A 23,775-nucleotide genomic window follows, 5' to 3' on the forward strand; every position below is an offset into this window, starting at 1 on the left:
AGAAAAGATGGGGGAGAATACATGAAGACCAAACTTCTTATGGGTAATGAAGCAATTGCGCTTGGTGCTATCAGAGCTGGCGTCAATGTTGTATGTGGCTATCCAGGGACACCTTCGACCGAGGTGCTGGAAACGATTGCTAAGCACCGGGATAATGATATATATGTAGAATGGTCGGTCAATGAAAAAGTAGCCCTGGAGGTAGCTGCCGGGGCAGCCTATACCGGGGCTAGGACATTGGTTACGATGAAACAGGTAGGTCTTAATGTTGCCAGCGATCCGTTGATGAGTTTGACCTATATCGGTGTAACGGGCGGCATGGTTGTTTTGGTAGCTGATGATCCTGGCCCGATATCTTCGCAAACAGAGCAAGATACCAGGCATTTTGCCCGCTATGCGCATCTGCCGGTTTTTGATCCGGCTACGCCTGAGGAAGCCTATACTATGATCGGCGAGGCCTTTGCTTTGTCCGAGAAATATAATACACCGGTATTGCTTAGACCCACTACCCAGGTTTGCCACGCTTGCGCCAGCGTTGAAACTGATGATGAACGGTATCGCAACAAAATAGCAGGCTTTATAAAAGACCCCAAGTGGGTAATATTTCCGCGCTTATCTTATCAAAATCATATAAAAATTGATGCGAATGAAGCTAAAATCAGTCAGGATTTTTCGGTTTCCTCTTATAACCACATAAGTGGCCAAGGCCCCTTGGGCATTGTTGGTTGTGGTGTTTCGTTTACTTATGTAACGGAAGCGCTAGCAACGATCAACAATCCTGTTAAGGTGCTCAAGCTGGCAACACCACATCCTTTTCCTGACAAGTTGGCACTTACGTTTTTGCAAGGTCTGGAAGAGGTTCTGGTGATCGAGGAATTAGATCCGGTGGTTGAGGAGAATTTACTTCGCTTATGCGGCAAGCTAGGTCTCGCCATCCGCATAACAGGCAAGCTGACCAAGGCTATGCCGGTAGCTGGTAAATATAGCTATGAAATTGTAGCCGCTGCCATCAGTAAATTCCTTGGGCAGGCCCAGACGGTATTGCCTAAGCCAGTTGAGCTGCCGCAGTTACCGGTGCGACCGCCGGTACTCTGTGCGGGCTGTCCGCATCGGGCTTCCTTTTACAGTGTAAAGCAGGCCATGAAAAAGACCGGACAAAAAGCAGTATTTACCGGAGATATCGGTTGTTATACATTAGGCAATGCCCAGCCGCTGGATATGGTAGATACTTGTCTTTGCATGGGAGCTGGCATCACTATTGCTCAAGGTTTGCAGCTGGCAGAACCGGACCGGAAGCAAATTGCGTTTATTGGCGACTCAACTTTTTTCCATACAGGTATTCCCGGAATTATTAATGCCGTTTACAACGAAACAGATATTACGGTAATTATTCTTGATAACAGCACTACGGCCATGACTGGCCATCAGCCTCACCCTGGCACTGGCAAAACCATGATGGGAACCATCTCTGAAAAAATCAGTATCGAAAATGTGCTGAAAGGCTGTGGTGTAACATTTGTCGCCAAGGCCAATCCGCTAAATTTATCCCAGGCAGTTGAAACAGTAACTGCGGCCGTAAATCATCAGGGCGTATCTGTTGTGATTTTTGAAGCACCCTGTATTGCGATTGTCAAACCTAATGCAGTTCAGGAAATTAAAGAAACCTGCATTGGTTGCAAAAAGTGCATTAAGGAGATTGGCTGTCCGGCCATGAGTGCAGTTGACGATAAGGTAACAATTAATCCGCATTTATGTTATGGCTGCCAGCTGTGCGGGCAGATATGTCCGGTGCAGGCAATTGGAGGGTTAGAATGATGAGAATAGATTGTTTATTAGCAGGCGTTGGTGGTCAGGGAACTGTGCTTGCTTCAAAAATAATTGCCCAGACAGCCATTAGCAACCAGTGTTTTGCCAGAACTTCGGAGACCATTGGCATGGCGCAGCGGGGTGGGTGTGTAGTTAGCCATGTGCGCATTGGCGATCAAAACTGTTCGCCAGCCATTCCACTAGGTATGGCAGATTTAATTATCGGTTTTGAACCAGCTGAAGCCTTGCGGAATATTGGATTTTTGAAACCGGATGGTCAGTTATTAGTCAATAGCAAACCAATTATCCCGGTGACATCCTCCCTGGGAGGCAACAGCTACCAGGCAGCTGACATAATTCATTATCTACAAAGCACTAGGCGGCAGGTGGTCTTTGTTGACGGACAAAGACTGTGCGCTGCCGCCGGTACGGCCAAGGTACTTAATGTTATCATGCTGGGAGTTGCTATTAAGCAGCAGTTATTGCCTTTTTCGCGGGAAGAAGTTCTACAGACAATTACAGAAAATCTGCCAGCGAAATTTTTGGAGTTAAATAAGAAGGCACTGGAAATTGGCTACAACTTCCAGCAATATGTGTAATAAATAAGGGAGTGCTGAGTAATGAACGCAGAACAATTTACCAAGTTACAGGCCCTGCTACAGCGAGTGCAGCAAAAAAGTCCTTTTTACCAGAATAAATTTAAAGCTGCCGGCGTTGATATAGCTGATGTTCAAACCCCAGCAGATATTGGCCAACTCCCCTTTACCACCAAAGAGGAGTTACGTGAGGCCTATCCGCTTAATATCCAAGCCGTTCCTGATGAAGAAATTGTTAGAATCCACTCCTCATCGGGAACAACGGGAAAACCGATAATTATCCCCTATACGGCCCAGGATGTCGCAGTTTGGGCCGAGATGATGCACCGTTGTATGAGCGTTGCCGGTTTGACAGCCAAAGACCGGGTGCAAATTACGCCCGGCTATGGTTTGTGGACAGCCGGTATCGGCTTTCAGGCCGGTGTTGAACGATTAGGGGCGATGGCGATTCCGATGGGACCGGGAAATACCGAGAAACAATTACAGATGATGATGGATTTACAGTCAACAGTAATTGCCGCGACTTCCTCCTATGCGCTATTATTGGCGGAAGAGATTCACAAACGCGGCCTGAAAGACCATATCAAACTAAAAAAAGCAATTCTTGGTTCTGAACGCTGGGGCGACAAAATGCGTATTAGAATACGTGAGGAACTAGGAGTTGAGTTATATGATATTTATGGACTTACTGAAATATATGGCCCGGGAATTTCTATAAGCTGCAGCGCCTGTAATGGTCTGCATTATTGGGATGACTATCTGTTATTTGAGGTTATTGACCCACAAACAGACAAGCCTGTTGCTGACGGAGAGTTTGGAGAATTGGTTATCACCACCTTGACCAAAGAGGGGGCACCGCTGCTTCGCTACCGGACAAGGGATATTACCCGAATTCTGACAGGAGAATGCTCCTGCGGTTTGCCCCATCCCCGCCATGACTTAATTCTGGGTAGAACTGATGATATGGTTAAGGTCAAGGGAGTAAACATCTATCCCGGTCAAGTGGAAGATGTTTTAAAACATATTGAAGGCATTAGCAGTGAATATCAGATTGTCATAGACCGCGAAGAAGGTAAGGATGCTATGCTGCTACGGTTTGAGCAGCAAGAGGGCTTTGATGCCACTAACCTGGAATTGCGCGTAAAAAAGTATTTTAAAACCAAAGTGGGTTTAACAATTAATGTTCAAGCGCTCAGTATCGGCCAGCTGCCGCGCAGTGAAAAGAAAACAGCCAGAGTTATTGATAATCGGTATTAATAGATAGATGAATTAAATATAATATAAAAACAGGGTACCGGTCAGCCGGTACCCTGTTTTCACACGTCACGATTCCACTCTTTCCAGGAGTTAGTTTCCTTTTTTGTAGTTTCGAATGAATTCTATTACGGTATCGTTGTAATTGTCATTTGAGGGATTTAAGATTATACCCTAACAAGATTTTAGGGTTCTATTTTTGGTTTATATATGGATATTTTTTGTGTAAAAGATTCTGCAATAGTGCTACATTGCTTGTCTGTTGTCGAAATTTCGGTTTTGAGTGCAATAAGGGACTCTGTAATAGTTTTAAGGTTGTTGGTCAACGACACAAGAATATTGACATAGGCATCATAAGTGAAGTTGTTCTTGATTAATGTGATTTCTTGAATAGCTTTATAAGTCGCCACAAGGACTTCTCTCAGTGCGTATTCTGCGTATTCTAAATCAGTTAACGTAATACAGCCTGGATTGCAGTCAACCAACAGCATAATCTTGCCGTTCTTCAAAACATCACTTTGTGTATGAATGCGTGAGTACATATTTTTTTCTCCTTGCAAACTACATTTTGGTATAACTTGACATAACTCTATTTTAAAATAGAAAGTGCCATCAGAAGGATAATTGTTTAATCTTGATGGTTTAACACGGTTTTTTGGGCGAAAGATAAAAACAATCCCAGTGAGTTATGGTAAGTATCCAATGTATTTATCCAAGTTTTAAGGCATTCCAGACCATCATCTGTTATGCTATACAATTTTTTTGCAGGACCCGAATTTGATACATCCCAAACGGCAGTGACATGTCCACGCTGTTCCATTAGTTTCAAGCCCCGGTAAACTCCGGCGGGATCAGGTTTCTTGTTTCGAAGCATATCGGTTTCTTGTAGCTTCTGCACTAAACTATAGCCATGTAGTTGATTATCAACTAGAAGAGTAAGAATAGCTGGATTGATGAATCTTTCAAGATTGGCTCCTGTGCATGGGCAATCTTGAAATTTTTTCTTTAAACTAAATTTTAACATTTGGACGATACCTCATATCTTCACTTATTTTATCTTAGTACGCGAGTCAAGACTCCGCCTGTAGAGGCGGCGTTAATCAGGTGGAGTAGACTCTCCAACTGAATCCTCAATATTTCAGCTATGCTGAAACGAGTTCACTTCAGATAGTTTGGTTGATACTTTAAAACGTATTGCAGTGCAACAAGCTCCTAGTATATATAACCATAAGTAATATGAATTATCAATGCTGTTACGGGCGAAACAAAAAAAGAACAGCCTACTATTTTGCAATCATTACAAAAAGAATAGCACACTTAGTAGACTAAGTCCAGTACTTGAAAGATATCGCTGCAAATTTAATCAAAATTATTAAATTTTTATATCAAGCGTTAGAGTGTCCAAAATTCTTTGCATAGCACATGCTAAGTATTAATTGACCTATTCTGTTAAATGTGTTAGTCTTATAATAAAAATTGTAAAATAATGCAAAGAAAAGGCCGGTGAATTTATTCAAAGATTTATGCCCATGTTTATAGATAATTACATATGCAAATAATCTTTTATTATGGAGGAACCAAATGAATATTGAAAAAATAGTAGACTCTGTTTTAGCAGGCTGTGTGATATCAAGAGAAGAGGCACTGACTTTATTAAATGTAGAAAATAAATCCACTGACTTTTATAAAATATTATCGGTCGCGAATCGTTTGACACGCCAAAATTTTAATAACAAAGCATATATTTTTGCCCAAATCGGGATAAATGCTGAGCCATGTACGAAGAACTGCAAATTTTGTTCAATGGGAAAAGATCATTATTCTATGGAAAGTAAATGGCGAAAAGATTATAAGACTGTTTCTCAAGAAGTTGATAAGCTAATTGAGGCGAACATCGACGATTTATTTTTGATGACTACTGCCGATTATCCTATTGATGATTTTTTGGCGATAGCAGAAAAAGTAAAGAAGAAATTACCGCCTACTATCAAATTTGTTGCTAATATTGGGGATTTTGATGTCAATATTGCTTTAAAATTAAAACAAGTCGGATTTACCGGGGTATATCATATTCATCGCTTAAAGGAAGGCATTGATACCGATATAGAGCCGGAAACAAGAATAAAAACACTTGACGCTATTGTCACTGCCGGTCTTGATCTATACTATTGTGTGGAGCCTATTGGGCCGGAGCATAGCTACCAGGAGCTTATGGATGAAATGATGCGGGCACGTGACTATCATGTAAAAGTAATGGCAGTTATGCGAAGGATACCTGTACCGGGAACACCGTTACATGATAAAGGTCAAATAACCGCGCTAGAATTAGCCAAAATTGCCGCAGTAACACGGATTGTATCGTTACCATCGCGCGCGATGAATGCTCACGAAGTGACACCGTTAACGCTGCTGGGCGGAGTTAATCAATTGTATGCTGAAGTAGGCGCTAATCCCAGAGATAATAATTCGAATACTGAAAAAAACAGAGGAGTATCGGTATCTGCGATCAAAAAATTACTATCGGATGTTGAATATGATATTTGAAATGTCACCGTTTTGATGCGGTTGTGTGATTAGAATAAAATCGGGAGTATAGACTTCAGGGGATTGTCGACAAGAAAAGGCACTTTACGCAAAGCGTAAGGTGCCTTTTAAAAAATGGCGAAAGCTTTGAAAGAGTTGCCTTAGTGTTAATTGCAAATAAATTTAATCTTGCAATTGATAGAATTTTACTATAAAATAATAGTAGATCTGAAGCACAGAGTGAAACTGGAATGAAGGGAAGTTGATGCATACACAGTGGTTTCAAGCAATAAAGGAGGAAGAAAATTGCAACATAAAAAACTGATACCGGGTATATGTCTCTTACTATCATTATGGCTCTTGGTAGTACCGTTCCTTTTTCCACCATGTGTTTCACAAGTTCACGGGATGGGGCATATGTCTTGCTGGTATACATGGCATGCCGAACCATTTAACGCAATTATGGCTGTCATTGTCAGCATCTACCTCATTTTTACATCAAGCTCTCAGGTAAAAAAAGCATTGGGTCTGGTTTTGTGCATCTGTGGAATTATTGCCGCAGCACTACCCCAGTCGTGGGGACTCGGCATGTGTGTCAAAGATACTATGGCCTGTCATAAGACTTATCTGTATACAATGGTGGGAGCGATTCCCTTGTTCTTATTAGGCATAAGTATTTTCTGCAAAAATTTTCGCAGTCATACACTGATTGACAAGGATGAAGATGAATGACTTTATTTCACATGATCCGCAGCAACCTTTTACATAGAAAACTGCAAAATAGTATTCTCATTATAGCGATCGCTATTGGCGTTGCCGTTGCTTTTGCGGTATCCGCACTGTATAAAAGCTCGGATACCGGCATGAATGAGGCGATCAAACGTATGGGCGCCGATATCGTCATTGTTCCCAATACTGCTGAAATCGAAGGCGGAACACTTCTTTACGGCGGCGCACCTGTAAATGTTTATATGAACAAATCTAAATTAGAGGAAATTAAAAACATTCCAGGCCTTGCCTCTGTATCGCCGCAGTTCTTTGTGCATACACTTTCCGGTGCTGACTGCTGCAGTATCAATATTCCAACACGTGTTATCGGGATTGATCCTGCAACTGACACTTATATTAAACCGTGGCTGCCTGAAGCCTATAACGGCAGCTTACCGGAAAATAGTGTTATTATCGGGGCAAAAAATGATTATGCAGGAGAACCGCAAATCACGATTCTCGGAAAAATATTCGATGTTGCTGCCGTTGCCGGAGAAACCGGTTCATCCATAGACTATTCCATCTATATGAATATAGATACTGCCCGCCAGCTGGCAAAAGACAGCGAGTGGTTCAGCTTTATATGGGCTAAGGCCGGACAACCGGACAAGCTTATATCGGTTATTCTCGCTAGAGTGGAAGAAGGCGCAGATATAAACTACATCAATGAATATCTTGCTAAAACAGGGAGCATAAAACTCATTGTAGCTGTTGATGTAAAAAAAAGCATTCAGAGTCAAATGCAGCTTCTCATTCAAATCATCGGTACGCTCAGCTTTATCATTATTGGTACGGTCATCTTTCAAGTATTCGCTAGTTTTTATCTTTCCATGCGGCATCGACGCGGCGAATATGGCATTTACCTTGCTCTTGGCGCATCTCGCTGTAAGATGTATACGCTGATTATCGGAGAAGCAATGTCTATTTCCGTAATCGGCGGATTTATTGGTTTGCTTGCCGGCATGCTATTGTATCGTGGCTCGTGCAGCTTCCTTGCCGCACTGCGTTCTTATCCGCTGATTTCTCTTTCTAGCGGTGAACTTTTCATAAGTGCCGTTATCACATTTGCTGTTGGCGTATTTGTTACAACCGCCGCCTCTGTTTTACCAGCGTGGCAGGCGGCAAGGTTAGATCCAAGCAGTGTGATGACAAAGGGAGAATATGATTGATGAAAAAAACATTGATTGAACTCAAGACTATTCATAAATCATTTGGCAAAATCGACATCCTGAGGGGGATCAATTTTATCGCCGCAGCAGGGAAAACCACGGCTATCACTGGCAACTCCGGCGAAGGGAAAACTACGCTGCTCTCCATTATGGGGTTGTTGCAAAAGCAAACTTCCGGGAGCATCTTAATTGACGGCAAGGATGTTGCTGATACTGACATTGCTGAACTTTCCAAAATTCGTGCCGCTCGATTTGGCTATCTTTTTCAAGCACCGCGCCTTGTGGGCTCACTGACTGTTCTTGAAAATACACTTGTCTGTGCTGCACTTGCCGGGAAAAACAATATGCAAAAAAAAGCCGTCGCACTTCTGACTTCTCTTGGTATGAGTAACCATCTGGACTATAAGCCGGAACAACTCAGTATTGGGCAAATGCGCCGTGTTGCCCTTGTTCGAGCGCTTATTATGGAACCGGATATTCTGTTGGCCGATGAGCCGACAAATGATCTCGATCCTGCATTATCCCAAATCGTCACATCATCTCTCTTTAAAGCAGGCGAAAACGGATCTGCTGTTGTGATTGTCACGCATGACCGCTTTCTTGCCGCTAAGACGGATTGTGAATATAATCTGGCGGACGGGTTCTTACAGCTTGTCCGCTAAAAAGAGGAGGCCCAAAAATGAATAAAAAATTTATTGCTTTTTTACTCGCGATTATGGTAGCGACAGTTTTCGTCATTACTGGCTGTGGCAGTGACCAAAAAACTGCTGCAGATCAAGCCAAAAACAAAACGGAACGGGTTTATAAAATCGGCTATTGGGGCGGTACCTGTGAAGCGCCTATCTTTGCCGCTTACGAAAACAAGGTTGCTGAAAAACTTGGTATCAAAGTTGAACTCGTACAAATGGCATCAACAAATACTGCTGAAATGCTTTCTACTGGTAAGGTTGATGCTGTCCTTTCATCCCCTGGTAGTTTCAAAGGTATTGAACAGGGAATGGATCTTGTATTAATCGATGCCGCTCATACTGGCTGTATTCAAGCATGTGCTCCGCTTAATTCTCCAATTAATAGCGCCGCTGACCTTAAAGGGAAAAGAGTTGGTGTAGACGCCATGGGAGGCCCGTTGATGGCCTATCTCAGCAATGAACTCAAACAGCATGGCATTGATCCGAAAACAGATGTTGAATGGAGAGTTTATCCTCCGCCTCAACTCCAGACCGCAATGGATAAAGGTGAAATCGATTGCTTTGGTACCTGGGACCCGTTTGCGCAGATTCCTGTAAACGAAGGTAAAGCAAAAATTATATGGAGCAATGTAACCATGTCTCCCTATAAAGATTACACCTGTTGCTTCGTAGGTGTTAACGGCAAAGTTGTTAGAGAAGAACCTGAAGTTGCTAAAAACATCCAGGCGTTTTTCAAAGCGGGCGGCGAATTCTGCAATACACAACCAGATGAAGTTGCCAAGATGATGGTTGAAAAAAAATACACCGGCGGTACGCCTGAACTTAATGCACAGCTCATCAAAGCCTATCAATGGTTTTCCGATCCGGCACGTGGTTTAAAGGATTGGAAATGGCATGTCAAAGTATTCAAAGACGTTGGTGTATTTGACGCATCTACAAATCCGGAAGAGCTTATTCAAAAATCCTATAAAATTCTTGAATAAAGTTGGGAACTATGCAAACTTTTAAAAAACAATTTGTATTATGGGCGCCGGTTTTAGCATTGATTATTACACTGGGCATCCATATTGAAATGCCTAACAAGCAACTGGTTAATTCCAGCTACTATACGATGCTCATTTCTTTCCTTACTTTTGTATTCGCAGTTTGGGCTATCGGCGCAAATTTTAAGCAGAACTGGTGTAAAAAACTTTCGTATTACTCGTTATATATTACTGTTGTCATTCTTTTAACACTAATTTATGAAATTATTACGTTGAAAGAAGCCTTGCTTCCATTACCATTTTTCCCATCGCCGGTCAAGATCTTTGAAGCGTATGTCACTGACTGGGCGGTTCTCTTAAAGAGTGTTGCCTATTCCATGCGTCTGCTTGTTCTCGGTTACTTCATTGGTCTGATGCTTGGCATCCCGAGTGGTTTAATGATGGGATGGTACGAAAAATTCGGCTATTGGATGAATCCTGTCGTCCGTATTATTGGGCCAATTCCAGCTACGGCTTGGATTCCTGTCATTCTGGTAGCTTTCCCGACTAGCTTTTCCGGAAGTGTGTTCCTTATTGCCTTAGCGGTCTGGTTCCCAGTTACAGTCATGACCTGTTCAGGTGTCTGCAATATCAATAAGTCCTATTTTGAAATTGCCCGTACACTGGGCGCGGATGAGCGCTATCAGCTTTTGAAAATTGCGCTTCCCGGTGCGGCTCCAACCATATTTGTTGGTATGTTTATGGGCCTTGGTGGTGCTTTTGTTACCCTCATTGCAGCCGAAATGCTGGGAGTAAAAGCCGGCCTCGGCTGGTATATTAACTGGGCACAGGGATGGGCTGAATACTACAAACTCTATGCAGCTCTTGGCATAAGCGCGTTCATGTGCTCCGGCTGTACATCGCTTCTTTTCACAGTGCGTGACCGGATTCTTGGCTGGCAGAAAGGAACTGTAAAGTGGTAGACATAAAGAAAGAATCCCACATAAATGGGGAAATATCCATCCGCAATGTTTCAAAAATATTTATTGATGCACGAAATACAGAAGTAAAGGCTCTACATAATATCAAGCTTGAAATCAAAGCCGGTGAATTCGTTACGATCATCGGTCCCAGCGGCTGTGGAAAATCCACACTCTTGCGGTTGATTTCCGGACTCGACAACCCAACCGGGGGCGAACTTTATATTGATGGCGAGCGTATTACCGGACCTCATTTTACACGCGGTTTTGCCTTTCAAAATCCAACGCTGTTTCCGTGGAACGATGTATGGCACAATGTTGCTACCGGTCTCGAAGCACGTGGTATTCTCAAAGAACATATCGCTGATGTTGATGAATATATCGAGCTCGTGGGATTGACCCCGTTCAAAAATGCTTTTCCCCATCAACTTTCCGGTGGGATGGAACAACGTGTAGCACTTGCCCGTGCCCTTGTAAATCATCCGAAAGCTTTGCTTTTGGATGAACCGTTGGGCGCTCTTGATGCTTTGACTCGCATGAGCATGCAGGATGAGATCCTGCGCATTTGGAACGAACAGAAAATGACGCTTCTCTTTGTTACACACGATATTGATGAAGCCATTTATCTCGGCGATCGTGTTGTTATTATGTCAGCAAATCCCGGACAAATACAAAGGGTCATTGATATTGATATCCCCAAGCCGCGCCGCAGAAATGACGATACCTTTTTTCAATATAAGAAAATCATGTTGGATGCGCTTGGCGTAAACAGCGATTAAATGCATCTGTACTAAAAAAATAATAATTAATGGGGTGGGTTATGTATGAATCAAGAAGTTGAACAAATTCTCAATAAAGCAATTGCCGGTACAAAAATCACCAGTGACGAACTGCTCCTTTTGTTGCAGCAAGAGCCAGAATCCAGAGAAGCATTTGCTATTTGGCAGGCAGCCCGGCAGATCGGCAGGGAATCCGCCCATGGGATGGCGGAAGTTCATGCCCAAGTCGGTGTAAATGCGGGGCCTTGTTCTATAAATTGCCAATTTTGCTCATTTGCGCCGATTAACGACGTATTTCATGAAGAAAAACGCTATTCGGCCGAAGAAATTGTCGAACGTGCTTTGCGTTTTGAAATCGATGGTGCCAATGCTATCTATCTCATGATTACAGCGGACTATCCATTTGATCTCTTTCTCGAAGTTTCCCGGGCAGTTCGCAAAGCACTCAAGCCAGAATCAATCATGGTTGCTAATGTAGGAGATTTTGGCGATGCTGAAGCAAAACAATTGAGAGAAGCCGGGTATGCCGGTATTTATCATGTATGGCGCATGGGAGAAGGGGACACAACAGGAATCGATCCGGCGACTCGCAAAGAAACCATGCTAGCGGCTAAGCGCAATGGTCTCAAAGTCGGGACTTGCATTGAACCTTGCGGTCCGGAACATCCTTTGACTGAAATTGTAAAGCGGGCCGTATTTCTCCGTGATGAAATTAAACCTGTTCATACCGGCTGTGGCCGCCGTCTTCCCATTCCTACATCACCGCTTAAGCGTCACGGTATTATTGATAAGCTGGCTCAGGCACTTCGTATGGCGGCAACTCGCGTATTTTTCGGATATGAAATTCCTTGGCATGCCGGTGATCATTCTATTCTTGGCGGTGTAACCGGATGTAACCTCTCTTGGGCCGAATCTGGTTCTAATCCTCGTGACACCAAAGCCGATACCATTATCGGTGCAACCGTAGCAGAACGCACGGAAGCCTTTGAAGAAACCGGCTGGAAAGTTGTTAAAGGTCCATCCATTATGTTTGGCGGTAAATAAGGATTGTTAAAGGCTCTCTATTATATATAATGACAAACATGCTTGGTGACCTCCAACGCTCTTGTACTGCTGGAGATCATTAAATAAAGTATGTTTGCGAAACATTTTAAACATTCCATTCGGACTGAGAAAACGAACTGCTTGATGAACTGATTTCCACTTTTGAAATTAAACGTTCACTTAGTGTAAAGGTGTCCTTAGGATAATGCAGGGGCAGAGGTACTTCTTAAGATCACCTACTGAGAATACAACAAAATGGGAGGCAACAAATTATGAAAAAAATCACAGCAGCTTTAATCGCTATCATGCTTGCGGCAGTTACGCTTCTTGGCGCAGGCTGTGGCAGTGCAAAAAAAGAAGAAGCCAAAACGACGGCTGAAGCACCGAAGGTAATCCGTATTGGCGCCGTTCCATCTACCAGTTATGCACCTTTCTGGGTCGCAAAAGATCTCGGTTATCTTGACGAAGAACTCAAAAAAGTCAACTACACTTATAAGCTCGAATCGTTTAGCATCGGTTCAGTTGTAAAAGACGCATTTGTTTCCGGCAATCTTGATATGGGTATAATGGGTGAATTTGCTGCAATTGTCGGCAAAGCAAATGGTGTCGATTATAATATCGTGGCGAATGTCACTACGAATACAGAAGGCCGGGGTCTTCTTATTAGAGCCGATAATCCTGCCAAAAGTATTGCCGACCTCAAAGGCCAGCGGGTAGCAGCTACAAAGTCCAGTTCTCATCATCTTGTCTTTATTGACCTAATTAGAGAAGCAGGAATGAAGCTTGATGATGTTCAGTTTATTCACATGACAGACGAAGATGGTGTTACAGCGCTTCTAAGAGGCGACGTTGCGGGAGTTTGTGTTTCCGATCCGATTCTCACACGGGTAGCCGAAAGCGGTGACGGCAAAATTATCGGTTATGGTCCCGGAGCCAGCATGTGGGTTGCGACTGGCGAAACAGTAAAAAACAATCCGGAAGCTGTCAAAGCTGTTCTCGCTGCCTGCCAAAGAGCAGATGATTACATGAATACGCATCCAAAAGAAAGCGCACAGATCGTTCTCAAATATGTAAAGAAATTAAAACCAGAACTGGCGGAACAGATCCTCGGCAAATATACCATGATTACCGAACTTCGCCCATCGGACGTTGAATTCATGTCCAATACCGCTAAGGAAATGTATGATATAGGTGTAATTCCGAATAAAGTTGATAATGCAGAATTTGTAATTACCAATTTTACGAAAAAATAATCTCATTAGAAACTGAAAATGTAAGATTGCAATGATGCATAAAATTGGTTCAGGGGCTGCTGATACAGCACCTGCCATCTACTACTTTGCAATCGGATCTTGACTGTTGAAAATCCGGCAGTCAAGATCTTTTTATAGATGCGCACTGCAAGGAGAAGAGATTATGAAAGTTGGGGCAATGCTCAAAAATATTCTGATGTTTTTCAGTGTGCCGCTTGCTGTTATCTTCATATGGGCTTTCTTTACGATGAATGGCAAAATCAATCCGATTCTGTTGCCAACGCCATGGGATGTATTTTACCAGATTTATGCGATGGCTATTGGCGGTGATTTGTGGCTGCATGTCGGCACGAGCTTGCGCCGTGTTTTGATGGGCTATGCGTTAGGAGCATGTGCCGGTATTACACTGGGGCTTCTTATCGGCATCTTTCCCATTCTCGATGAACTTTTGGGCAGTGTTTTTCTGCTATTGCGCCCGATCCCGACATTGGCATGGATACCATTATCGCTGTTGTGGTTTGGCATTGACGAGAAATCAAAATTGTTCATCATTTTCTTAGGCGCATTTTATCCAATCCTTATCCATGTGTGGAGCGGCGTCCGGCAAATTGATTTAAAATATGTGGAACTGGCTGATGTTCTTACGTTGCCGCGTTTTACCTTTGTGCGCCGCATAGTCATTCCCCACTCACTGCCGTACATCATGTCTGGGCTTAAGATTGGTCTAGGAGTTGCCTGGACATGTATTATTAGTGCGGAACTGACGACTGCTGTTGTTGGAATCGGTTTTTTCATGACACAGGCTCGTTCGATGGCTCATACAGATATGGTATTGGCGGCGATGATTATTATTGGCATCATTGGCAACGGTATCTATGTTATTTTGGGGTTAATTGAAAATCGGCTGATGCCTTGGCGCAAAGGGATAGCGAATGACTAAGAAAGCAAGGGGCGCAATTTCATGAAATTATCAAGAATGCACCGGTGGCTGCTCCGTGCGGCTATACCGCTCATTATTATTATTGTTTGGCAATGGATTGCATCAAGCGGTACGCTCAAGCCGGTTATCCTGCCTAAATTCACTGACGTTTTAATTGCCCTGTGGAAAGTCATTATCAGTGGCGAATTTATCAAACATATTGGGGCGAGCTTTTTGCGTGTTATTGCTGGATTTTGTATTGGCGGATCGCTAGGAATTCTGTTTGGTTTCGCCTGCGGATTGTTTCGTTCGTTGGAAAAGACTTTCGGCAATTTTTTTATGATGCTGTTTCCGATTCCTAAGCTGGCGTTTGTGCCTATCTCGCTCCTTTGGTTTGGCATTGATGAGGCATCAAAACTATTCATCATCTCGATGGGGGCATTTTACCCGATTTTCATTACAGTATCAAACGGTGTGCGCCAGTTGGATAAAAAGTATGTTGAACTTGCCACTGTCCTGCAATTATCGCGTGGTACTTTTATCCGGCGCATAGTTCTTCCCAATACCTATCCGTACATGATAAGCGGTATGCGTATCAGTATGGGTGCCGCATGGATGTGCATTATCGGCGCGGAACTTGCCGCCGGCGTCGTTGGTATCGGCTATTTTTTGCAAGATTCGAGTACGCTTAGCCAGACGGCAAAAGTCATGGCAGGCATGATCTCAATCGGCATTGTTGGCAAGTCAATGGATTATGCATTGCGCTGTATTGAAAAACGCATAAGTAACTGGCGGAAGGCTTACACAGGCAGTCTATAATTGATACTGAATTCGTGGAGGAACCGTATGAGCGATCAAGATTACGTACGCATTGAAAATGTCAGTAAAACTTTTCAGGTAAAAACCAATAAAATTGTTGCCTTAAAGAACATCAGTCTGACCATTGCCAAAGATGAAATTGTCAGTATTGTTGGAGCCAGCGGCTGCGGCAAGAGTACGCTATTACGTCTCATATGCGGACTAGAGATAGAATATGAAGGCAAAATTAGTATCAACGGAAGTAAATTGAGCGGACCGAGCCGCGGCGTTGGGGTTGTCTTTCAGGAACACCGCCTATTGCCGTGGCTGACCGTCGAACAAAATATCCATCTTGCAATCAATCACTTCACAAAAATGCAAAAAAAAGAATTGGTTACAAAATATCTCGAACTGGTCGACTTGCCCGGGACGGAAAAGTATTTTCCGCATCAACTTTCTGGCGGCATGGCGCAGCGGGTTGCAATAGCACGAGCTCTCATAAGTAAACCGGAAATTCTTCTTTTGGATGAACCATTAGGCGCGCTTGACGCGTTGACTCGAAAAAATATGCAAAAAGAAATTCTGCATATCTGGGAAAAGGAAAAAATAACAATGATCATGGTCACACATGATATTGATGAAGCAATCTTTCTCGGTTCGCGTATAATCGTTATGACACCGCGCCCTGGCACGATCAAACGGGATATTGCCGTGCCTCCCAGCGTGGTAAAAGATTATACCGATGCCGAATTCATGCGTCTGCGCAATGAAATTTATCATGAATTTTCATTGTAACGATTGAAAGATAACGCGAAGGATTATCTTTGCGATGAACGAAATCAAGCACTTTTAGCTAAAAAAATCAAAATTACGGAGGCTAAACAATGAGTGGTTATCAGAAAACTGTAGGGTCATTACTATTTTTGCCGGAGATGACGATTCCGGCGGAAATGGGAGATATGGATTACGATTGCAGCATAGATCTTTACTTCGGTGAGATTAAACCAGAAGAAACTGTCTTGTGTATTGGTGCTGGTGATGGAAAAGAAGCACTGCATTTTTCTTATTTCACGCGCCGCAAGGCTTCTATCATTGCCGTTGACAGCATGCCGGAAAAAATCGCCAAGGCAAATGCAAACTTTAAAATTGCCGAAAAATTGAATCCATGGTTTCGATCCGAGTATATAAAAAGCATACAGGGCGATGCTCTAGACTTGCCATTGCCATCCGAATGTGTGAATCTAGTGGTTTTCAATTGCCTATTGAACACAGTTGAGACAAATGATCTAAAAAAAGCGTTAGCAGAAATCAATCGCGTTCTCAAATCAGGTGGGCGGCTTTATATCTCTAGCACTGTCACGAATTCTCCGGTACCAGAAAAACTGAAAAACGATGAATCCCTGCGCACCGAGTGTTTACCTGACGCTATATCATTTGAAGACTATGTCGGCAAATTTGCCGATGCCGGCTTTGGCGAAGTGCAGATCCGCGGGCGCCGCCCATATCATGTGTTTGGAAAAGTGCGCTATGGAATTGCGGAAGATATCATTCTTGATACCGTTGAACTCGTTGCCTTTAAAATACCCGTGTCAAAGGAAGGCCTTTGTTGTTACATAGGTGAAACGGCGACCTATACAGGGAACGATGAATCCTATGATGACGGTAATGGTCATATTCTCAAGCAAGGTATTCCGTTCAATGTGTGCAATAAAACAGCAGGACAACTCCGCTCTCTTGGTCGTGCAGACATCGTTCTAACGCCGCCGACATACCATCACGTAAGCCAGCAAACAGGGAAAAATTCATGTAATTGCTATGCTGGTTCTTCGACAGAGGGTAAGACAGCATCATCGTGTTGCGGCACCTCGAAAAGCACTTTGGAAGCGGATTGTTGCTGCGGGCTTGACATGCCAAATACATCATTGTGTTGCAGTGCGGAGAAACCTTCTGTGACAAAAAAAACATTGGACATTGAGTATCTCTATCTTGACCTTGATGTTTGTGAGCGTTGCTCGGATACGGACGATGTGCTTAGTAATGTTCTTGTCGAAATTGGATCACTGCTTAAAACTGCCGGATACGACGTGAAGCTCAACAAAATTCATGTTGCTACCCGTGCAATTGCACAGCAATATAAGCTGATGACTTCACCTACACTTCGTGTGGACGGACGTGATCTTGCTATTGAATTCAAAGAGTCTCTTTGTGCCGAATGTGGTGATTTATGTTGTGACAGTACGGTAGATTGCCGTGTATGGGTCTATGAAGGCAAAGAATACGATGTGCCACCGAAAGAGATGCTATTGAATAAGATATTAGAAGCTGTTTACACTAAACCGGAACCTTTTGAGGAAGAACTTTATGTTATGCCCAAAAACCTTGAAAAATTCTTTGATGGCATAGAGAGGCAGGCGGATGGATGCGGTTGTTGTAAATCCTAAGTTCTTAGAAATTCTGGCACTTCGAAGGTGGCGCAGGATGCGGCATAAAACGTATAAAAGGCCAATAACAAAACCCAGGATTTCCGGGGCTTTCCCGGTCCTGGGTTTTGCTGTTTTGTTGGCTGATCTCTTAATACGAGAGTAAAAATATTACTATTGCAAATTTATTTACACTTGCAATTAAAATCATATTGCTATATAATGTCAATGGTGGTCTAAACACATGGCAGGACTGCAACATTGCAGTTTTGCCCTATATTTTTAGTTTATCGATTGCATATTATTTTAAACTTGCAATCGATATTTTTTTAGTATATACTGGTTTTGAGGTGATAAAAGTGACAATCTTTCTGAGACGGGTTAAAGCAGATATAGATGCTGGAAAATTGGCATCTGCCGTACTTTATCCGGAAAGACATGCAACTAAGCTCGATCACTTGATAAGAATTGGGGATGTAATCGGGCACCGTGATTCCCTTACACAACTTCAGCAAAAAATATTGAGTACAGCAATTTCTCTTGTCTATTCCTCTGGGGAATTTGACTATACGCGGGCGTCATGCAAAATGCCAATCAATCAATTTTTAAAGTTCTGCAATAGTAAACAGGAAAATATGTATCATAATCTGCTATGTGAAATTGAAAAGGTAGCGTCAAAAGGAATATGGCTCTACGAAAAAAAACATAAAAGATTGGCTCGGACACATTGGTTTCAAACTATTGAATATGCAGACGGAGACATTGCATTTCAATTTGCTAATAAAATTCTGGATCTGATTGCCACTATAGGGCCTAACGATGTCGAGCGGCAGTTAATAAAAGAAATCCAATATAAAGGGAAATATACGCGAGCCATTTTTGAAATCATTAGCTCCTCAAAGACGACGGGAGTGACTGAGTACAGCATTCCCGAATTAATGAAACGTTTATCTTTGGAGCATACAAGATATTCTTATGGACAGCTCAAACTTCGGGTTCTGGAACCTTCGCTGCAAGAAATTTATGATCAGGACGATGCAATATTCGTTCAGTTTGGTCCAACGTTTTCCGGACGCAGAGTTGAAGAACTCTGGTTTAAAGTAACGACCGGGGAAGAAGCCCGGAAATTACGAGAAAAAGAGCCAAAATTTAAATTCGCTTTGCCGAAGGAAAAACCAATCGAACAGACTATGGCTTGATTACTATGGTCTTGTGTTGAAAGCCGAACCAAAAAAATTGGGGGAGGTGTACGCCAGATTTTGAAAAAGGTTTTGCTACCGGCATTTAGATAAGACTAGTTATCTACAAGAATGCAACAAAATGGGAGGCAACAAATTATGAAAAGAAATTTGGCAATAGTGTTGACACTGAGCTTTGCACTGGGGATTGCCGGAACTACCTTTGCCGCTGGCCCGTTTGCCGATGTGCCAACGAAACACTGGGCCTACGACGCTGTGGGCAGTCTGGCGAAAGCTGGCATCATTGATGGTTATGGCGATGGAACATTCCGGGGTGACCACATTATGACCCGTTATGAAATGGCGATGATTGTGGGTAAAGCAATGGAAAAAGCCGAAAAGGCTGACATGCAGCAAAAAGAACTTATTAAAAAACTGTCAACAGAATTTGCCAGTGAACTGCAAAATCTCGGGGTTAAAGTTGATAGCGTAAAAACGAAAGTTGACAAACTGCCGCAGTTTTCCGGTGAAATAAAAGACCGCTACCGCAATGGGGATATAACCAGTCCAGCAGGCATTAAACAAGCCACCTGGATTCAGCACAAACAGATTTTGGCCTTTGATGTGAGCGGTAAAATCAATGACGAGTGGAAGTATATGTTTGAACTGCGCAACGATAACAAAACCAACCAGGGAGCCTATGCTGGTTACCTTGGCAACGATGAAAGCACTTCAAACTTTGGCAGCTATGTTCGGGCTGTTAATGTTCAAGGACCAATTGGTTGTTTTAACGTCACCTTGGGCCGGCAAGACTATTCATTGGCCACTGGATTTATTAATGGCGCTTCCACCTTGCAAGGGGCGAAAGTAAGCTTCGGCAACACCGTTAAGGTAAATCTGGTTTACGGTCAAGATTTCCGAAGCGGCAAGATTTTTTCATCAGATAATAAGCAATTTTTCCTGGCTACCAGCGACGAATTTTGGGACAGTAAATCGGATGGCAGTACAATTGTCACCGGTGGTGATGTCAGCATTCCGGTAGGTCCCGGCACATTGAAAGCGACCTATTTCCAAACAAAGAACAATGATATCAATGTGACAACTAAACGTTGGGAAGCCGGGTATGCAGTTCCCTTTGCACATGACTATATTTTTACTGGTGCCTATGCCAAATCGAATGCCAATGAATACAATAAAGGTTATATACTGCAAGTCAGCTATAAGGGCGCCAATTTGAATAAACCCGGCAGCTATGGCGCTTGGGCTCACTATCTCAAAGCTGATCCCTCAGTAATTTGGGATAGTTTCAGCGGTGTTGCTGATTGGACCTATGCCGCATCAGGCTCGAAAGGTTATGAGATAGGTTTCGCATACGTTCCGGCTAAAAATATTAAATGGGATATTTATTATGACGATATCAAAGCCACCGTTCCTGGCGACCAATCAAAGACTAAGTTTTATCAGACCCAGCTACATTTCTATTTTTGATTGATAGGACCGGAACATTCCATCAATGAAAGTCAATCATGATGTGCAGTTAATCATACTGGAGGTTAGGTACAGATGCTAAGAAGAAAAAGTATTTGCACAAAAATGATTATGGCTAGTTTGCTTGTGGCGCTTTTAGTGAGTTTGTCGTCATGCCCGCAGTTCCTTAGCGCTACCGCGAACGCCAATGCGGAAGATTCCAGAAATCAAGGGTTTGTTAACAAGATTCGCTTATAGCCCCTATGAGTTTGAACGACTTAATGAAGAACGGAACCGTCAAAATAATTGACGTGAGGCCGCCTGAACGCTATCAGAAAGAGCATCTTCCCGGGGCCGTTTGGCTATACTGGGGAGATTTGCTAAATCCGGATAAAACGCTCAAAAATGCCGGCGAGTTGCGAAAAATATTCACTGCAAAGGGAATTACTCCGGACAAGACGGTCATTACCTATTGCCAGGCCGGGGTTCGTGCAGCACATACTGCTTCTGTACTGAGTAAGGTTCTTGGCTTCAAAAACGTGAAAAACTATGCCGGGTCGTGGATCGAATGGAGTCAACGAGAGGAACTGCCGATGGAAATTGATGGGCAAAATAAATCATTCTCTCGAATAGATACTTTGCAGATTGCTGCGACTAATTTGCAAACCGCTTTGTACAAAAAATCATCCCAGACACAATTTTTGTGATCGGGGTGATTTTTTTTATCTTAAAAACTAGACTTTGTCTTTTAATTGTGTTAGTCTCATAGTGAGAAAGCGGTAAATTATGTATAAAAATAATTAAATTTATACCTGACAAAACGGAGGGAAAAATGGATCAACAGCAATTACATGTCATGGAAGCCAACTGTACACAGGAAAACTTGCCTCGTTGTACCGCCGCCTGTCCGATTCATGTTGATGCACGGGGAATGATGGCGGCGGTTCGCAAGGGGGATTTTTCGGCGGGATACGACTTATTTGCCAAAATGGCGCCTTTTCCGGGCATAATAAGCCGGGTTTGCGATCATCCCTGTCAGGAGGCTTGCAAACGGGGGGAAGTCGGGGACGGGATTGCTATTAATGCTTTGGAACGGGCTTGCCGGGACTTCAATACCAAGTCACTGATTAAAAATAATTGGATTCCGAACAAAGATAAAAAAGCGGCAGTGGTGGGGGCCGGAATTAGCGGTTTGACTGTTGCTTTGGATTTGGCAAAAAAAGGTTATAAGCTGACGGTATTTGATGCCGGGAATGAATTTGGCGGCCGGCTGCTGAAAATTCCGGAGGCTAAGCTGCCCCGGCAAATTATAGCCGATGATTTTGAGATACTGACTAGTCTGGGCGTGCAGGCGAAGTTTGGGGTTACTGTAGGTAACAGTGATGGCGCCGATGTATTGTTTGACGACCTGTTGACGGAATTCGACGCCGTTTATCTGGGTCTCGGTCAGATAAAGGCGGCTGATTTAGTCTTGGGACTGGAAATGGATAGTGATGGCTGTATACGCATTGATCCGGTAACTTTGGGCACCAGTAACCCGAAAGTATTTGCCGGCGGCAGCTATCGTCAGGATAATGGCAATCTATCGCTAATAAATTCGGTTTCCGACGGCCGGTCGGCAGCGGTTTCCATTGACCGGGTCCTTCAGGGGGTGTCGCTTACCGCCAGCCGCTCCAATGAGGGTCCGCTGCCAACCAGGCTTTTCACCAGCACGGAAGGGGTTGAACCGCAGCCGGTGGTGGCCATGGCTGATCCCGGTCAGGGTTATACCGGGGAAGAAGCAACGGCGGAAGCGGAACGCTGCCTTGATTGCCAGTGTATGGAATGTGTAAAGCTATGTGAATATATGAAGCATTATAGAGCTTTTCCCCGCAGCTACGCTCGGCAGATTTACAAGAATATGTCCAGTGCAGCGGGTCATAAGTCTAATCAGATGATAAATTCCTGCAGTATGTGCCGACTTTGCGAGGAAGTGTGCCAGGATAATTTCAGTATGGCGGATATCTGCCGCAAAGCGCGGGAGACCATGGTCAGCACCGGGAAAATGCCGCCCTCGGCGTTCGGTTTTGCCTTGCAGGATTTGGAATACAGTAACAGTGATGCCTTTGCCCTGGCCAGACATGAGCCCGGGTTTTCCAAAAGCGAAGTTATGTTTTATCCGGGGTGTCAATTAAGTGGTTCCGCGCCCGGGCAGGTTATAAAGGTTTATAATTATCTGCGGGCAAAAATCAAAGATGGCGTCGGACTTATGCTTGGCTGCTGTGGGGCCCCGGCAGATTGGGCCGGTCAAAAGGAAATATTTATTAAAACAATTCAGTCGATAAAGTCCGAGTGGGAGCGCATGGGAAAACCCAAAGTAATACTAGGCTGTCCGACTTGTTTTATGATCTTTAAAAATAATTTGCCGGATATTTCGGTTGAATTTTTGTGGACCTTTATTGATCAAATCGGTCTGCCGGAGGTACCAGCGACCGAGTCATATACTCTGGCAGTACATGACTCCTGTACCACCCGGTATGAGAGAGAAGTTCACGACAGTGTTCGCAATATTTTACGGCAACTGGGACATAAGGTTGAAGAATTAAAGACCAGCCGGGAACTTACCGAGTGCTGTGGCTTCGGCGGATTAATGCAAATTTCAAATAAAGATCTTGCCCATATGGTTGTGGACCGGCGGACTGGCGAAAGTGACAAAGATTATGTGGCTTATTGTGCAATGTGCCGTGACAATTTTACCAACCGGGGGAAAAAGACCTATCATTTGCTGGATTTGATCTTTGGTGATAAAACTGGGAAAATTGCTGCCCGGCCACCGGTCGGATATTCACAGCGGCACGAAAACCGCGCCCGGTTAAAAAACACTTTACTGCGGGAGATATGGGGTGAAGCTGTACAGGATAAACCAGCGTTGGTAAAATTGGTTATTTCCGATGAGTTAAGTTCGCTTATGGAAGACAGTCTGATATTGGTTTCCGATTTGCAGCAGGTGGTCGAATATGCGGAACGTACCGGTAATAGGTTGCAAAACAGCACTAACGGTCATTTTCTTGCTTACTATAAGCCGGCTTATGTGACGTACTGGGCAGAATATTCAGCCGGTGAAAACAGTTTTGTTATTCATGATGCGTATAGCCATCGTATGGAAATAACTGATAAATGAGGGAAAAATC

The 23,775-nt window shown here is 43.5% G+C and carries 22 protein-coding genes; 20 read left to right on the forward strand and 2 right to left on the reverse strand.

Annotation, left to right across the window (positions count from 1 at the left end):
- Positions 1-21: 21 nt before the first annotated feature.
- Genes iorA through SALPA_RS23370 form a run of 3 tightly spaced genes read left to right on the forward strand, consistent with a single transcriptional unit; the run spans position 22 to position 3,659 of the window.
- The gene (gene iorA / locus SALPA_RS23360) at positions 22-1,815 is read left to right on the forward strand and encodes an indolepyruvate ferredoxin oxidoreductase subunit alpha (RefSeq protein ID WP_145099690.1); all 1,794 of its coding nucleotides are present in this window, start codon (positions 22-24) and stop codon (positions 1,813-1,815) included.
- Complete coding sequence (locus SALPA_RS23365; protein WP_145099693.1) at positions 1,812-2,405, forward strand: indolepyruvate oxidoreductase subunit beta; 594 nt, start codon at positions 1,812-1,814, stop codon at positions 2,403-2,405. Before iorA ends, SALPA_RS23365 begins: the two co-directional genes overlap by 4 nt.
- A gap of 21 nt (positions 2,406-2,426) precedes the next feature.
- Positions 2,427-3,659 (forward strand): phenylacetate--CoA ligase family protein, encoded by a 1,233-nt coding sequence (locus tag SALPA_RS23370; RefSeq protein ID WP_145099695.1) that lies wholly within the window; start codon positions 2,427-2,429, stop codon positions 3,657-3,659.
- Between the two features lie 182 nt (positions 3,660-3,841).
- On the opposite strand, the gene SALPA_RS23375 is transcribed toward SALPA_RS23370, so the two are convergent.
- Both SALPA_RS23375 and SALPA_RS23380 read right to left on the reverse strand, forming a co-directional pair.
- A complete protein-coding gene (locus SALPA_RS23375) occupies positions 3,842-4,198 on the reverse strand; it encodes a hypothetical protein (protein ID WP_145099698.1) in 357 nt (118 codons plus the stop codon).
- 86 nt (positions 4,199-4,284) lie between these two features.
- Positions 4,285-4,680: a PadR family transcriptional regulator gene (locus SALPA_RS23380; protein ID WP_145099701.1), complete on the reverse strand. Its 396-nt coding sequence runs from the start codon at positions 4,678-4,680 to the stop codon at positions 4,285-4,287.
- Between the two features lie 557 nt (positions 4,681-5,237).
- On the opposite strand from SALPA_RS23380, the gene SALPA_RS23385 reads away from it, so the two are divergent.
- The 17 genes from SALPA_RS23385 to SALPA_RS23465 all read left to right on the forward strand — a co-directional run bounded on the left by SALPA_RS23385 (position 5,238) and on the right by SALPA_RS23465 (position 23,765).
- Complete coding sequence (locus SALPA_RS23385) at positions 5,238-6,200, forward strand: radical SAM protein (RefSeq protein ID WP_145099704.1); 963 nt, start codon at positions 5,238-5,240, stop codon at positions 6,198-6,200.
- Between the two features lie 285 nt (positions 6,201-6,485).
- Positions 6,486-6,911, forward strand: coding sequence for a DUF4418 family protein (locus tag SALPA_RS23390; RefSeq protein WP_186451201.1), 426 nt, complete (start codon positions 6,486-6,488; stop codon positions 6,909-6,911).
- Positions 6,908-8,116, forward strand: a complete 1,209-nt coding sequence (locus SALPA_RS23395; protein ID WP_145099709.1) for an ABC transporter permease — start codon at positions 6,908-6,910, stop codon at positions 8,114-8,116. Before SALPA_RS23390 ends, SALPA_RS23395 begins: the two co-directional genes overlap by 4 nt.
- Positions 8,116-8,778 carry an ABC transporter ATP-binding protein gene (locus tag SALPA_RS23400; RefSeq protein WP_145099712.1) on the forward strand — a complete coding sequence of 221 codons (663 nt, stop codon included), beginning with the start codon at positions 8,116-8,118 and terminating at the stop codon, positions 8,776-8,778. Before SALPA_RS23395 ends, SALPA_RS23400 begins: the two co-directional genes overlap by 1 nt.
- Before the next feature lie 17 nt (positions 8,779-8,795).
- A complete protein-coding gene (locus tag SALPA_RS23405; RefSeq protein ID WP_145099715.1) occupies positions 8,796-9,788 on the forward strand; it encodes an ABC transporter substrate-binding protein in 993 nt (330 codons plus the stop codon).
- An 11-nt stretch (positions 9,789-9,799) separates the two neighbouring features.
- Positions 9,800-10,750, forward strand: coding sequence for an ABC transporter permease (locus tag SALPA_RS23410; RefSeq protein WP_145099718.1), 951 nt, complete (start codon positions 9,800-9,802; stop codon positions 10,748-10,750).
- Complete coding sequence (locus SALPA_RS23415; protein WP_255451319.1) at positions 10,744-11,526, forward strand: ABC transporter ATP-binding protein; 783 nt, start codon at positions 10,744-10,746, stop codon at positions 11,524-11,526. Before SALPA_RS23410 ends, SALPA_RS23415 begins: the two co-directional genes overlap by 7 nt.
- Positions 11,527-11,571: 45 nt before the next feature.
- The gene (locus tag SALPA_RS23420) at positions 11,572-12,570 is read left to right on the forward strand and encodes a radical SAM protein (RefSeq protein ID WP_145099721.1); all 999 of its coding nucleotides are present in this window, start codon (positions 11,572-11,574) and stop codon (positions 12,568-12,570) included.
- Between the two features lie 272 nt (positions 12,571-12,842).
- Positions 12,843-13,823 carry an ABC transporter substrate-binding protein gene (locus tag SALPA_RS23425; RefSeq protein WP_145099724.1) on the forward strand — a complete coding sequence of 327 codons (981 nt, stop codon included), beginning with the start codon at positions 12,843-12,845 and terminating at the stop codon, positions 13,821-13,823.
- 163 nt (positions 13,824-13,986) lie between these two features.
- On the forward strand, positions 13,987-14,763 hold the full coding sequence (locus SALPA_RS23430) for an ABC transporter permease (RefSeq protein WP_145099727.1): 777 nt from the start codon (positions 13,987-13,989) through the stop codon (positions 14,761-14,763).
- A 21-nt stretch (positions 14,764-14,784) separates the two neighbouring features.
- Entirely contained in the window at positions 14,785-15,561 is a 777-nt protein-coding gene (locus SALPA_RS23435) for an ABC transporter permease (RefSeq protein WP_145099730.1), read from the forward strand.
- A gap of 27 nt (positions 15,562-15,588) precedes the next feature.
- Positions 15,589-16,335 (forward strand): ABC transporter ATP-binding protein, encoded by a 747-nt coding sequence (locus SALPA_RS23440; RefSeq protein WP_145099733.1) that lies wholly within the window; start codon positions 15,589-15,591, stop codon positions 16,333-16,335.
- Between the two features lie 89 nt (positions 16,336-16,424).
- On the forward strand, positions 16,425-17,981 hold the full coding sequence (locus SALPA_RS23445) for a DUF2703 domain-containing protein (RefSeq protein WP_145099736.1): 1,557 nt from the start codon (positions 16,425-16,427) through the stop codon (positions 17,979-17,981).
- Between the two features lie 191 nt (positions 17,982-18,172).
- On the forward strand, positions 18,173-19,159 hold the full coding sequence (locus SALPA_RS23450; RefSeq protein WP_222428101.1) for a replication initiation protein: 987 nt from the start codon (positions 18,173-18,175) through the stop codon (positions 19,157-19,159).
- A 138-nt stretch (positions 19,160-19,297) separates the two neighbouring features.
- Positions 19,298-20,626, forward strand: a complete 1,329-nt coding sequence (locus SALPA_RS23455; protein ID WP_186451203.1) for an S-layer homology domain-containing protein — start codon at positions 19,298-19,300, stop codon at positions 20,624-20,626.
- Between the two features lie 242 nt (positions 20,627-20,868).
- Complete coding sequence (locus SALPA_RS23460; RefSeq protein WP_145099745.1) at positions 20,869-21,312, forward strand: sulfurtransferase; 444 nt, start codon at positions 20,869-20,871, stop codon at positions 21,310-21,312.
- Positions 21,313-21,437: 125 nt separating this feature from the next.
- Positions 21,438-23,765 (forward strand): pyridine nucleotide-disulfide oxidoreductase/dicluster-binding protein, encoded by a 2,328-nt coding sequence (locus SALPA_RS23465; RefSeq protein WP_145099748.1) that lies wholly within the window; start codon positions 21,438-21,440, stop codon positions 23,763-23,765.
- Positions 23,766-23,775: the final 10 nt, after the last annotated feature.

It is taken from the genome of Sporomusa sp. KB1 (genome assembly GCF_007830295.1).
Taxonomy (GTDB): domain Bacteria; phylum Bacillota; class Negativicutes; order Sporomusales; family Sporomusaceae; genus Sporomusa.